This window comes from Streptomyces sp. x-19 (genome assembly GCF_046549115.1).
Taxonomy (GTDB): Bacteria; Actinomycetota; Actinomycetes; order Streptomycetales; family Streptomycetaceae; genus Streptomyces; species Streptomyces albulus_C.
Genome location: NZ_JAJPWK010000011.1, coordinates 51,441 through 66,747, shown reverse-complemented (window position 1 = coordinate 66,747; position 15,307 = coordinate 51,441). Strand labels below are relative to the sequence as shown.

The window sequence follows — 15,307 nt, the reverse complement described above, 5'->3', positions numbered from 1 at the left end:
CCAGGCCCTCGGCGACACCGGAATCGACGCCCCCGTATGGGCGTTGACCCGCGGCGCGGTCTCCACCGGCCGCGCCGACGCGCTGACCGCACCGGTCCAGGCACAGGTCGTCGGCGTCGGCTGGACCGCGGCACTGGAGCACCCGCAGCGCTGGGGCGGCACCATCGACCTGCCCGCCGCCCTCGACGACCGGGCAGCCCGCCGACTCGCCGCCGCGCTGTCCGGCGCCCTCGGCGCCGAAGACCAACTCGCGGTCCGCCCCTCCGGCATCTTCACCCGGCGCATCGTCCGCGCCGAGACCGCCCCCGGACCGTCCGCCCGGACCTGGACGCCGCGCGGCACGACCCTGGTCACCGGCGGCTCCGGCACCCTCGCCCCGCACCTCGCCCGGTGGCTGGCCGCACGCGGCGCCGCACACGTCGTGTTGGTCAGCCGGCGCGGCGCGGAAGCCCCCGGCGCCACCGAACTCGCCGCGGAACTGGCCGAGTCGGGCACCGAAGCGACCCTGGCCGCCTGCGACATCACCGACCGGGACGCGGTCGCCGCACTGCTCGCCGACCTCAAGGCCGACGGCCGCACCGTGCGCACCGTCGTCCACACCGCCGCCACCATCGAGCTGCACACCCTGGACGCCACGACGCTGGCCGACTTCGACCGGGTGCTGCACGCCAAGGTCACCGGCGCCCAGGTCCTCGACGAACTCCTCGACGACGAAGAGCTCGACGACTTCGTCCTGTACTCCTCCACCGCCGGCATGTGGGGCAGCGGCGCGCACGCCGCCTACGTCGCCGGCAACGCCTACCTCGCGGCGCTCGCCGAGCACCGGCGGGCCCGCGGACTGCCGGCCCTGGCGCTGTCCTGGGGCATCTGGGCCGACGACCTCAAACTGGGCCGGGTCGACCCCCGGACGATCCGCCGCAGCGGCCTGGAGTTCATGGACCCGCAGCTCGCCCTGAACGGCCTGCAGCGCGCGCTGGACGACGACGAGCGGGCCCTCGCCGTCGCCGACGTGGACTGGGAGACCTACCACCCCGTCTACACCTCGGGCCGCCCCACCCCGCTCTTCGACGAGGTCCCGGACGTCCAGCGGCTCACCGCGGCCGCCGAGCGGGACGCCTGGGCCGGTGCCCGGGGCGAGTTCGCCGCCGCCCTGCACGCCCTGTCCGACGCCGAGCGGCAGCGCACGCTCCTGGAGACCGTCCGCACCGAGGCCGCGGCCGTCCTCGGGCTGTCCTCCGCCGAGGACCTCACCGACCAGCGGGCCTTCCGCGACGTCGGCTTCGACTCGCTGACCGCGGTGGCCCTGCGCAACCGGCTGGCGTCCGTCACCGGCCTGACGCTGCCGTCGACAATGGTCTTCGACCACCCCAACCCGGCCGCGCTGGCCGCCTTCCTGCACGGCGAACTCGCCGGCGCCCGGTCCGCCGTCGTAGTCGCCGTCCCGACGGGCCCGCCCGCCGACGACGACCCGATCGCCATCATCGGCATGAGCTGCCGCTACCCCGGCGGCGTCAGCTCCGCCGAGGACCTGTGGCGGATCGCCCTGGACGAGGTCGACGCGATCTCCGGCTTCCCCGCCGACCGCGGCTGGGACGCCGACGGACTCTACGACCCCGACCCCGACCGGGCCGGCCGCACCTACTCCGTGCAGGGCGGATTCCTGCGCGACGTCGCCGAGTTCGACCCCGGCTTCTTCGGCATCTCGCCGCGCGAGGCGCTCGCCATGGACCCCCAACAGCGGCTCCTGCTGGAAACCGCCTGGGAGGCGTTCGAGCACGCCGGCATCGACCCGGTCGCCCAGCGCGGCAGCCGCACCGGCACCTTCGTCGGCGCCAGCTACCAGGACTACGCCTCCGGAGTGCCCAGCGGCGAGGGCTCCGAAGGCCACATGATCACCGGCACGCTCTCCAGCGTGCTGTCCGGCCGGGTCTCCTACCTCTTCGGATTCGAGGGCCCCGCCGTCACGCTCGACACCGCCTGCTCGTCCTCCCTGGTCGCCCTGCACCTGGCCTGCCAGTCCCTGCGCAACGGGGAGAGCTCCCTGGCCCTGGCCGGCGGCGTCAGCATCATGTCCACACCGATGTCGTTCGTCGGCTTCAGCCGGCAGCGCGCCCTCGCCGAGGACGGCCGCTGCAAGGCGTACGCGGACGGGGCCGACGGCATGACCCTCGCCGAGGGCGTCGGCCTGGTCCTGCTGGAGCGGCTCTCCGTCGCCCGCGCCAACGGGCACCAGGTGCTCGCCGTCATCCGCGGCTCCGCCGTCAACCAGGACGGCGCCTCCAACGGCCTGACCGCGCCCAACGGCCCGTCCCAACAGCGCGTCATCCGCCAGGCCCTCGCCAACTCCGGCGTCGAGCCCGGCGACATCGACGTTCTGGAGGGCCACGGCACCGGCACCGCCCTCGGCGACCCCATCGAGGCCCAGGCCCTACTGGCCACCTACGGCCCCGACCGCGACCCTGAACGGCCGCTGCTGCTGGGCTCGGTGAAGTCCAACATCGGCCACACCCAGATGGCGTCCGGCGTCGCCAGCGTCATCAAGCTCGTCCGCGCCCTCCAGGAAGGGGTGGCGCCCAAATCCCTGCACATCGACCGGCCCTCCACCCACGTCGACTGGTCCTCCGGCGCCATCGGACTGCTCACCGCCCGCACGCCGTGGCCCGAGACCGGCCGCCCGCGCCGCGCCGCCGTCTCCTCCTTCGGCATCAGCGGCACCAACGTCCACACCATCCTCGAACAGGCCCCCGCGGACGACGGGGCCGCACCCGCCGACCCGCCGCACGACGGCCTGGTGCCGGTGCTCGTCTCCGGCCGCGGCGAGGCCGCGCTGCGCGCCCAGGCCGCCCGCCTGCTCGCCTTCGTCGAGCAGCGCCCGGACGCCCACCTCACCGACCTCGCGCACGCCCTCGCCACCTCGCGCGCCGCGCTGGAGCACCGGGCCGCGGTCCTCGCCACAGACCGCGCCGAACTGGTCCGCGCTCTGCACGCACTGCGCGACGGACGGCCCGACCCCGGCCTCGTCCAGGGCACCGCCGGACGCGGCCGGACCGCCTTCCTCTTCACCGGCCAGGGCAGCCAGCGGGCCGGCACCGGCCGCGAACTCCACGCCCGCCAACCGGTGTTCGCCGACGCGCTCGACGCCGTCCTGGCCCGGCTCGACGACGCCCTGGAGCGGCCGCTGCGCGAGGTGATGTTCGCCGCACCGGGCACCGCCGAGGCCGCGCTGCTGGACCGGACCGGCTACGCCCAACCCGCCCTGTTCGCCGTCGAGGTCGCCCTGTTCCGCCTGCTGGAGTCCTGGGGCGTCACCCCCGACTACCTGGCCGGCCACTCCGTCGGCGAACTCGCCGCCGCGCACGTCGCCGGCGTGCTGTCGCTGGACGACGCCTGCACCCTGGTCGCCGCCCGCGGCCGCCTCATGCAGGCACTGCCCGAGGGCGGCGCCATGGTGGCCCTGGAAGCGGCCGAGGACGAGGTCCTCCCGCACCTCGCCGACCTCACCGACCGGGTGTCGGTGGCCGCCGTCAACGGGCCCCGGTCGGTGGTCGTCGCCGGGCACGAGGAGGACGTCCTCGCGCTGGCCGCCGCCTTCGCCGCCGACGGGCGGCGCACCAAGCGGCTGCGGGTGAGCCACGCCTTCCACTCGCCGCTGATGGACGCCATGCTCGACGACTTCGCCGCCGTCGCCCGCGGCCTCACCTACCACCCGCCGACCATCCCGCTGGTGTCGAACGTCAGCGGCGGCCCGGCCACCGCCGACCAGATCGGCACGCCCGACTACTGGGTCCGGCACGTCCGCGCCGCCGTCCGCTTCGCCGACGGCATCGACTGGCTGGCCACCCAGGGCGACGTCCGCACCTTCCTGGAACTCGGCCCGGACGGCGTCCTGGCGGCCATGGCCCGGGAGAGCCTCACCGACCCGTCCCGCACGGCACTGCTGCCGACCCTGCGCGCCGACCGGCCCGAGCAACGGACCCTGCTCACCGCCGTCGCCGCGGCCCACGCCCACGGCACGGCCGTCGACTGGACCGCCCACTTCGCCGAACACGGCGCGCGCCGCCTGGCCCTGCCGACCTACGCGTTCCAACGCGAGCGCTACTGGCCCGACACCACCGCAGCGACACCGGCCGGCCCGACCGGCCCGACCGGCTCCGCCCTCGACGCCGAGTTCTGGGCCGCCGTGGAGCGCGACGACGTCGCCGCCCTCACCGCCTCCCTGGACCTGGACGACGCGACCGTCACCGCGATGGTCCCCGCGCTCACCGCCTGGCGCCGCCGCCGCGGCGAGCAGACCGAACTGGACTCCTGGCGCTACCGCGTCACCTGGAAGCCGCGCGGCGCCGCCACCGCACCCGCCGCCCCCACCGGCCGCTGGCTCGTCCTCGTCCCGCACGACCACCGGGACGAAGCCACCGCCGCCTGGGCCGCCGACGTCGCGGACGCCCTCGGTACCGCCACCGTCCGGCTCGCCGTCGCCACCGCCGACCGGACCGAGCTGGCCGCCCGGATCACCGCGGCGGCCGGCGACGAGGAGCCCTTCAGCGGGGTGCTGTCCCTCTTGCCGCTCGCCCCCGGCGACGCCGGCCACCCCGGCGCGCCCGCCGCCCTCACCCTCACCACCACCGCCGTCCAGGCCCTCGGCGACGCCGGGATCGACGCACCGCTGTGGAACGTCACCCGCGGCGCTGTCGCCGTCGGCCGCACCGAGCGGCTCACCGCCCCCGACCAGGCCGCCGTCTGGGGCCTCGGGCGCACCGCCGCCCTGGAACTGCCCGCCCGGTTCGGCGGCACCGTCGACCTGCCCGCCACCATCGACGGAACGGCCGCACGCCGGCTGCGCGCGGTGCTCGCGGCGAACGACGGCGAGGACGCGGTGGCCGTCCGGCCGTCCGGTGTCTTCCTGCGCCGCCTCGCGCACGCCCCCGCCGGCCCCGACGCGACCCGCACCCCCTTCGACCCGGCGGCCGGCACCGTCCTGATCACCGGCGGCACCGGCGGCATCGGCGGCCACCTCGCCCGCCGCCTGGCCCGCGACGGCGCCGCCCACCTGCTGCTCACCAGCCGCCGCGGACCCGACGCACCCGGCGCCGACGCGCTCCGCGCCGAACTGGAGGAACTCGGCGCCCGGGTCACCCTCGCCGCCTGCGACGCCGCCGACCGCGACGCCCTGACCGCCCTCCTCGCCGAGGTGCCCGACGACGCCCCGCTGTACGCGGTGTTCCACACCGCCGGCGTCGTCGAGGACCACGTCCTGGACGCGCTCGCCCCGGAGCACTTCGCGGCCGTGCTGCGCGCCAAGACCGTCGCCGCCCACCACCTGGACGAGCTCACCGCCGACCTGGACCTCGCCGCGTTCGTGCTGTTCTCCTCGACCGCCGGCGTGCTCGGCGCCGCCGGCCAGGGCAACTACGCCGCGGCCAACGCCCACTTGGACGCGCTCGCCGCCCACCGCCGCGCCCGCGGCCGGACCGCGCTGTCCGTGGCCTGGGGCCCGTGGGCCGGCTCCGGCATGGTCGCCGACGACGCCGAACTGACCGACCGGGTGCGGCGCGGCGGCTTCGAACCGCTCGCCCCCGAACGCGCCGTGCACGCCCTGCTGCGCGCCGTCGCCCACGACGACACCACCGTCACCGTCGTCGACCTCGACTGGGAGCGGTACCTGCGCGCGTTCGCCGCGCTCCGCCCACTGCCGTTCGTCGCCGACCTCCCCGAGACCGCCCGCGCCCTCCCGGCGGCCCCCACCGGCGCCGCCGACGACCTGCGGCAGCGGCTGGCCGAACTACCCGCCCCCGAACGGCCGGCAGCCCTGCTGGACCTGCTGCGCACCCAGGTCGCCGCCGTCCTCGGACACGCCGACCCGCACGCCGTCGACGACGACCGGGCCTTCCGCGACCTGGGCTTCGACTCGCTGACCATCCTGGAACTGCGCAACGCCCTCAACGCCGCCACCGGCCTGAGCCTGCCCGCCACCCTGGTCTACGACCTGCCCACACCGCGCGAGATGGCGGACTTCCTGCTCGCCGAACTCCTCGGCACCCTGCCCGCCGCCGCCACCACCGCCGTCCCCGCCGCCGCCACCGACGACGACCCGGTCGCCGTCATCGGCATCGGCTGCCGCTTCCCCGGCGGCGTCACCACCCCCGAAGAGCTCTGGCAACTCCTCGACGAAGGCCGGGACGGCATCAGCCGCTTCCCCGACGACCGCGGCTGGGACCTCGCCGCCCTCGGCGCCGGCGCCTCCGACACCCTGGAAGGCGGATTCCTCTCCGGCGTCGCCGACTTCGACGCCCGGTTCTTCGGCATCTCGCCCCGCGAGGCGCTGGCCATGGACCCCCAGCAGCGGCTGCTGCTGGAAACCACCTGGGAGGCACTGGAACGGGCCGGCATCGACCCGACCGCGCTGCGCGGCTCCACCACCGGCGTCTTCGTCGGCACCAACGGCCAGGACTACCCGACGCTGCTGCGCCGCTCCACCTCGGACGTGGCCGGCTACGTCGCCACCGGCAACACCGCCAGCGTGATGTCCGGCCGGCTCTCCTACGCGCTCGGACTCGAAGGCCCGGCCGTCACCGTCGACACCGCCTGCTCCTCCTCGCTCGTCGCCCTGCACTGGGCCGGCCGGGCGCTGCGCACCGGCGAGTGCGACCTCGTCGTCGCCGGCGGCGTGTCGGTGATGGCCAGCCCCGACTCCTTCGTGGAGTTCTCCACCCAGGGCGGGCTGGCGCCCGACGGCCGCTGCAAGGCGTTCTCCGACGCCGCCGACGGCACCGCCTGGTCCGAGGGCGTCGGCATCCTCGTCCTGGAACGCCTCTCCGACGCCCGCCGCAACGGTCACCCGGTCCTCGGCCTGATCCGCGGCACCGCCGTCAACCAGGACGGCGCCTCCAACGGCCTGACCGCCCCCAACGGCCTGTCCCAACAGCGCGTCATCGTCCAGGCGCTGGCCGACGCCCGCCTGGTCCCCGCCGACGTCGACGCGGTCGAGGCGCACGGCACCGGCACCACCCTCGGCGACCCCATCGAGGCCCGGGCCCTGATCGCCGCCTACGGCCGGAACCGTGACGCCGAACGCCCGCTGCTGCTCGGCACCGTCAAGTCCAACCTCGGACACACCCAGGCCGCCGCCGGCGCCGCCGGCGTCATCAAGATGCTGCTGGCGATGGGCCACGGCACCCTGCCGAAGTCCCTGCACGTGGGCGCCCCGTCCCGCCACGTCGACTGGAGCGGCGGCACCGTCGCGCTGCTCGACGACGCCCGGCCCTGGCCGGCGACCGGTCGGCCCCGGCGCGCCGGCGTCTCCGCCTTCGGCGTCAGCGGCACCAACGCCCACGTCGTCGTCGAACAGGCCCCCGCCGCCGACGCCCCGACCACCGCCCCCGTGCCGCAGCCGGCCCCCTCCGTCGTCCCGTGGATCCTCTCCGGCCGCAGCCGCGAGGCGCTCCAGGCTCAACTCGACCGGCTCACCGCCCACTTCGCCGCCCACCCCGACGCGCCCCCGCCGGACCTCGGCCGCTCGCTCGCCACCGACCGCACGCTCTTCGCCCACCGCGCGGTGCTCCTCGCCGGCCCCGACGGCGTGCGCGAGGCCGCCCGCGCCACCGCGCCCCGCACCCCCGGCCGCACCGCGTTCCTGTTCTCCGGACAGGGCGCCCAGCACACCCGGATGGGCCACGACCTGTACCGGCACTTCCCGGCCTACGCCGAGGCGCTGGACGCGGTCCTCGCCCAGTTCGACACCGTGCTGGACGTTCCGCTGCGCGAGGTGCTGTTCGCCGCACCGGGCTCCGCCGAGGCCGCGCTGCTGGACGAGACCGGCCACACCCAGCCCGCACTGTTCGCCGTCGAGGTCGCCCTCTACCGGCTCGCCGAGTCCTGGCAGCTGACCCCCGACCACGTGGCCGGCCACTCGATCGGCGAGATCGCCGCCGCGCACGTCGCCGGGGTGCTGTCCCTGGAGGACGCCTGCCGCCTGGTCGCCGCCCGCGCCGCGCTCATGCAGCAACTGCCGCCCGGCGGCGCCATGGTGGCCGTCGAGGCCACCGAGGACGAGGTGACGCCGCTGCTCGCCGACGGCGTCGCGCTCGCCGCGGTCAACGGGCCCCGGTCCGTGGTCGTCGCGGGCGCCGACGACGCCGTCCGCGCCCTCGCCGACCGGCTCGGCGCCGACGGCCGCCGCACCCGGCGCCTCACGGTCAGCCACGCCTTCCACTCGCCGCTGATGGACCCGATGCTGACGGAGTTCGCCCGGGTCGCGGAGTCCCTCACCTACCACGCACCGCGCATCCCGTTCGTCTCCTGCCTCCGCGGCGCCCCGGCGGACGCCGGACCGGGCACCCCGGAGTACTGGGTGCGGCACGTCCGGGAGACCGTCCGGTTCGCCGACGGCGTGCGCGCCCTGCACGACGCCGGCGCCACCACCTACGTGGAGATCGGCCCCGACGGCGTGCTGTCCGCCCTGGCCGAGCAGACCCTCGACGCCCTCGGGGCCACCGCACCGGCCGTGGTCGTGCCGCTCCAACGCCGCGACCGCGCCGGGGACCTCGCCCTCCTGGAGGGCCTGGCCACCCTGCACGTCCACGGCGCCGGCCCGTCCTGGGCCGCCTACTTCGAGGCCACCGGCGGCCACCGCACCGCGCTGCCCACCTACGCCTTCCAACGGGAGCGGTTCTGGCCCGAACCCGGCGCGCCCGCGGACCCCCCGCAGGACCCGGCCGACGCCGCCTTCTGGACCGCCGTCGAACGCGCCGACCTGGCGGGCCTGGCCGCCTCCCTCGACCTGGACGACGGCACCGTCACCGCGATGGTGCCGGCACTGTCCGCCTGGCGCCGGCGGCACGGCGCCGCCTCCGCCGCCGCCCAGTGGCGCTACCACGACACCTGGTCCGCGCTGCCGACGCCGGAGCCGGCGGCGCCCACCGGCCGCGCCCTGGTCCTCGTCCCGACCGGACACACCGGCGCCGCCTGGGTGCGTGCCGTCGTCGACGCCCTCGGCACCGACACGGTCGCGGTCGAACCGGAAGCCCTCGAAGAGCAGTTGACGCGGCCGGGCAGCGACGGCTGGCGCACCGTCGTCTCCCTGCTCGCCGCCGCCCGTGACGCCCTGCCGGACGAGACGGCACGGCCCGCCACCCTCCTCGCCACGTTGGACGCGGCCGGCGTCGACGCGCCCCTGTGGTGCGTCACCCGCGGCGCCGTCCAGGTCGCGGGGGAGGCCCTGACCGCCGTCGGCCAGGCCGCTCTGTGGGGCCTGGGCCGGGTCGCCGCACTGGAACACCCGGACCGTTTCGGGGGCCTGGCCGACCTGCCTGCCGATGCCGACGACCGGGCCGCCGCCCACCTCGCCGCGCACCTCGCCGCACCGGGCGCCGAACGCGAGGTCGCGATCCGGGCCACCGGCGTCCACGGCCGCCGGATGGTCCGCACCCCCGCCGCGCCCGACGCCGCCGCCTGGCGGCCCACCGGCACCGTCCTGGTCGTCGGCGGCACCGGCACCATGGGCGGCCTGGCCGCCCGCTGGCTGGCCCGCGAAGGCGCCCGCCACCTCGTCCTCACCACCTCCGACCCCACCGCGCACACCGCCACCACCGAGGCTCTGACGGCCGAACTGGCCGCGCTCGGCGCCCACTTCACCGTCCTGGCCCATGACCCCACCGACCCCGACGGCTTCGCCGCCCTCCTCGACGGGCTCACCACCGACACCCCGCTCACCGCGGTCGTCCACGCACCGGAGACCGACGCCGCCCCCGACGCCGCGGCCGACCTCGCCGCCACGCTCGCCCCCGTCACCGCCCTCGGCGCCGCCCTCACCGGCCGGCCCCTGGACGCCTTCGTCCTCTTCGGCTCGCTCGCCGGAGTCTGGGGGGTGCGCGGCCGGGCCGCCGAGGCCGCGTCCGGCGCCTACCTCGACGCCCTCGCCCGCGCCTGCCGCCACCGCGGCACCCCGGCCCTGGCCGTCGCCTGGGGCGCCTGGTCCGAACTGGCCGGCCCGACCCTCGCCGCCCACCTGCGCGTGAACGGCCTGCCCGTGCTGGACGCGGACACCGCCCTGGCCGCCCTCGGCCGGGCCGTCGCCGACGGCACCGCCGCCGAGGCCGTCGTCGACGTCCGCTGGGAGACCTTCGCGCCCCGCCACCACGAGGCCCGTCCCACCGCCCTGTTCGACGCGTTGCCCGAGGCCCGCACCGCGCTCGCCGAGGCCGCCCGGGAGCACGCCGACCGACAGACCGCGGCCGGCGACTACGGCCGCTGGCTCGCCGCCCAGCCCGCCGCCGACCACGGCCGCATCCTGCTGGACCTCGTCACCGACAAGGCCGCCACCGTCCTCGGCCACGCCGACCACGACCTCCTCGAACCCGACCTGCCCTTCCGGGACCTGGGCTTCGACTCGCTGACCGCGGTGGACCTGCGCAACCAACTCGCCACGGCCACCGGCCTGACCCTGCCCGCCACCCTCGTCTTCGACCACCCCCACCCGACCGCGCTCGCCGCCCACCTGCGCACCCGGCTCGTCGGCGGCGCCACAGGCGCCGTCGACCCCGCCGCGCCGGTGGCCGCCCCGGCCGTCACCGGCGACGACCCGATCGTCATCGTCGGCATGGCCTGCCGCTACCCCGGCGGCGTCACCTCGCCCGAGGACCTGTGGCAGCTGATGAGCGACGGCGTCGACGCGGTCGGCGACTTCCCCACCGACCGCGGCTGGGACCTGACCGCCCTCGCCGGCGACGGGCCCGGCCGCAGCGCCACCCTCCAGGGCGGATTCCTGTACGACGCGACCGACTTCGACCCCGGCCTGTTCGGCATCTCGCCGCGCGAGGCCCTGGTGATGGACCCGCAGCAGCGGATCCTGCTCGAAACGTCCTGGGAAGCCCTGGAACGCGCCGGCATCGACCCGACGACCCTGCGCGGCAGCGGCACCACCGGCGTCTTCGTCGGCGGCGGCTCGGGCGACTACCGGCCGCCGGAGGAAGCCGGGCAGTGGCAGACCGCCCAGTCCGCCAGCCTGCTCTCCGGCCGCCTCGCCTACACCTTCGGCATCCAGGGCCCCACGGTGTCCGTCGACACCGCCTGCTCGTCGTCACTGGTCGCCCTGCACCTGGCCGCCCAGGCCCTGCGCGCCGGCGAATGCACGATCGCGCTGGCCGGTGGCGTCACCGTGATGGCCACCCCGGTGGGATTCGTCGAGTTCAGCGCCCAGGGCGCCCTGTCGCCCGACGGCCGCTGCCGCGCCTTCTCCGACGACGCCAACGGCACCGGCTGGTCCGAGGGCGTGGGCATGCTCGTCGTCGAACGGCTCTCCGACGCCCGCCGCAACGGCCACCGCGTCCTCGCCGTCCTCCGCGGCTCCGCCATCAACCAGGACGGCGCCTCCAACGGCCTGACCGCCCCCAGCGGCCCCGCCCAGCAGCGCGTCATCCGCCAGGCCCTCGCCAACGCCGGCCTGCGCTCCGCCGACGTCGACGCCGTCGAGGCGCACGGCACCGGCACCACACTCGGCGACCCCATCGAGGCCCAGGCCCTGCTCGCCACCTACGGACAGGACCGCGCCACACCCGTACTGCTCGGCTCGCTGAAGGCCAACATCGGCCACACCCAGGCCGCCTCCGGGGTCGGCGGGGTCATCAAGATGGTCCTCGCCATGCAGCACGGCCAACTGCCGCGCTCCCTACACGCCGAGAACCCCTCGTCGCACGTCGACTGGACCGCCGGCACCGCCCGCCTGCTCACCGCCCACACCCCCTGGCCCGACACCGACCGCCCGCGCCGCGCCGCGGTCTCCTCCTTCGGCGCCAGCGGCACCAACGCGCACGCCATCCTGGAACAGTCCCCGCTCGAAGCGGCTCCCACCCCTCCCGCGCACGACGGCACCCCCCTGCCGTTCCTGCTCTCCGCCCGCTCCCAGAACGCCCTGCGCGACCAGGCCCGCCGCCTCCTCGCCCACCTCGCCGCGCACCCCGACGCCCGCCCCACCGACCTGGCCTACTCGCTGGCGACCACCCGGGCCGCCTTTGAACACCGCGCCGCCGTCACCGCCACCGACCACGACGCCCTGCGCACCGCCCTCACGGCCGTCGCCGAGGGCAGCACGGACGCCACCCGGCACCCCGGCACCGCACACACCGCCGTGCACCACCTCCAGCGCACCGGCAAGCGCGCCGTGCTCTTCTCCGGCCAGGGCTCCCAACGCCTCGGCATGGGCCGCGAACTCCACGACCGGCACCCGGCGTTCGCCGCCGCCTTCGACGCGGTCCTGGCCCGACTGGACGGCCTGCTCGGCGTCCCCCTGCGGGACGTCGTCTGGGGCGCGGACGAGGCGGCACTGCACGCCACCGGCCACGCCCAGCCCGCACTGTTCGCCGTCGAGGTCGCGCTGTACCGCCTGCTCGAATCCTGGGGCGTGCGGCCCGACTTCGTCGCCGGCCACTCCGTCGGCGAACTCGCCGCGGCCCACGTCGCCGGCGTCCTCTCGCTGGACGACGCCTGCCGCCTGGTCGCCGCCCGCGCCGCCCTCATGCAGGAACTGCCGGCCGGCGGCGCCATGATCGCCGTCGAGGCCGCCGAGGACGAGGTCACCGGGCTGCTCACCGACGGCGTCTGCCTCGCCGCGGTCAACGGCCCCACCTCCGTCGTCCTCTCCGGCACCGACGACGCGGTGACCGCCCTCGCCGACGACCTGGCCGCACGGGGCCGCCGCAGCACCCGGCTGCGGGTCAGCCACGCCTTCCACTCCCCGCTCATGGACCCGATGCTGGACCGCTTCCGGACCGTCGCCGAGGGCCTGGAGTACCACCCGCCGCGCATCCCGGTGGTGTCCAACCTCACCGGCGACGTGGCCGACACCGCGGAACTGTGCACCGCCGACTACTGGGTGCGCCACGTCCGCGCCACTGTACGGTTCGCCGACGGCGTGCGCACCCTGGCCGACCGCGGCGTCCGCCTCTTCCTCGAAGTCGGCCCGGACGCCGTGCTGTCCGCGATGGCCGGCCGGTGCGCACCGGACGCGGTTGTCGTGGCGACCCTGCGCCGCACCCGCGGCGAGGACGAGACGCTGATCGACGCCCTGGCACAGCTGCACGTCCACGGCGCCGGCCCGCGCTGGGACGCCGTCTTCGCCGACCGCGCCGCCCGCTGGCTGGACCTGCCGACGTACCCCTTCCAACGCGGCCGCTTCTGGCCGGAGGCCCTCCCCGGGACGGCCGCGCCCGCCCCGGCGGCCGGCGGGTCGACCGAGACCGACGCGGCCTTCTGGGACGCCGTCGCACAGGAGGACTTCACCGCATTGGAATCCGTACTCGACGTCGAGGGCGACGCGCTCTCCAAGGTGCTGCCGGCCCTCATGGACTGGCGCAGCCGCCAGGCCGACGAGTCCCAACTGGCCGCCTGGCGGCACCGGATCGTGTGGCAGCGGCTCACCGGCGCCGCCCTGGCGCACCGCAAGGCGCTCAGCGGCACCTGGCTGGCCGTGGTCCCCGAGGGACTCGCCGACGACCCCTGGGTGACCACCACCCTCGACGGCCTCGGCACCCACCTCGTGCACGTCGAGGTCGCCACCGCCGACCGGACCGCACTGGCCGACGCCCTGCGCGCCCGGGCCGCCGACGGCACCCGCTTCGGCGGCGTGGTCTCCCTGCTGGCCCTGCGCGACACCTGCGCCGGCGCGGTACCCGAAGGCACCGCCCTGACCACCACGCTCCTCCAGGCCCTCGGCGACGCCGGCATCGACGCACCGCTGTGGTGCGTCACCCGCAGCGCCGTCTCCGCCGGCCGCACCGACCGGCCGCGGCGGCCGCTACAGGCCGCCGTCTGGGGCCTGGGCCGGGTCGCCGCCCTGGAGCACCCGCAGCGCTGGGGCGGCTTGGTGGACCTGCCCGAGGACCCCGACCAGCGGTCCGCGGCCGGCCTCGCCGCCGTCCTGGCCGGCCTCGACGGCGAGGACCAGGTGGCCGTCCGCGGCACCGCGGTGCTCGCCCGCCGCCTGGTCCCCGCGCCCGACCGCAGGTCCGCCGAACCCTGGCACCCGACCGGCACCGTCCTGGTCACCGGCGGCACCGGCGCCCTCGGCGCGCACGTCGCCCGCCGCCTGGCCAAGGACGGCGTCCAGCACCTCGTGCTGCTCAGCCGACGCGGCCCCGACGCCCCCGGCGCCGCCGAACTGCGCGCGGAACTCGACGGGTTGGGCATCGCCGTCACCGTCACCGCCTGCGACGTCGCCGACCGTGACCAACTCGCCGCCGTCCTGGCCGCGGTCCCCGACGACCGGCCGCTGACCGGGGTGGTGCACGCCGCCGGCGTCCTCGACGACGGCGTCCTGGACCGGCTCACCCCCGAACGGTTCCAGGAGGTGTTCCGCGCCAAGGTCACCTCGGCACTGCTGCTGGACGAGCTGACCCGCGACCGCGACCTGGCCGCGTTCGTCCTGTTCTCCTCCGCCTCCAGTGCGGTCGGCAACCCCGGCCAGGCCAACTACGCCGCGGCCAACGCCGTCCTGGACGCCCTCGCCGAACGGCGCCGCACGCTCGGCCTGCCCGCCACCTCGGTCTCGTGGGGCGCCTGGGGAGGCGGCGGCATGGCCGGCGCCGGCGGCGCGGAGGGGGCCGCCCGGCGGGCCGGCGTCGGCGCGATGGACCCGGACCTCGCCGTCGAGGCCCTGCTGCGCCTGGTCACCGGGAAGGAGCCCACGGCGGTCGTCGCCGACGTGGCCCTCGACCGGTTCGCCGGGGCCTTCGCCGGGAGCCGACCCAGCGCGCTGCTGCGGGAGTTCCCCGGCTACCGCGAGGCGGTCGCCGCGCAGGCGGAGGCGGCGACCGCGGACGCCGGCGGACTGGCCGCCCGGCTCGACGCGCTGCCGCCCGCCCGCCGCCCGGACACCGTCGTCGACCTGGTGCGCACCCGCACCGCGCAGGTGCTCGGCTACCCCGACGTCGACGCCGTCGCCGCCGAACGGTCCTTCCGCGACCTCGGCGTCGACTCCCTCGGCGCCGTCGAACTGCGCAACCAACTGGGCGCTGCGACCGGCCTGAACCTGCCGGCGACGCTGGTCTTCGACCACCCGACCCCCCAGGCCCTGGGGGAGCACCTCCTCGCCGGGCTCTTCCCGGACGAGCCGGCCGCATCCGACGACGAGACGGAGATCCGGGCCCTGCTGGCGACCGTCCCCCTGGACCAACTGCGGGAGATCGGGGTCCTGGAACCCCTGCTCCAGCTCGCCGGGCGCGACGGCCGGCCCGCGGACGACGACGGCGAATCCGTCGACTCGATGACAGTGGCAGACCTCGTGCGGGCCGCGCTCAACGGCCAGTCCGACCTGTAG

At 76.7% G+C, this 15,307-nt stretch carries 1 protein-coding gene (running past one end of the window); it reads left to right on the top strand.

Going from position 1 to position 15,307, the window contains the following annotated elements:
* Window positions 1–15,307, top strand: the 3' portion of a protein-coding gene (locus ACLJT4_RS24010) for a type I polyketide synthase (RefSeq protein WP_411125035.1). Its footprint begins 13,181 nt before the window's first position; 15,307 of the gene's 28,488 nt are visible here — the last part of the coding sequence; its start codon lies beyond the left edge, outside the window; the stop codon is at window positions 15,305–15,307.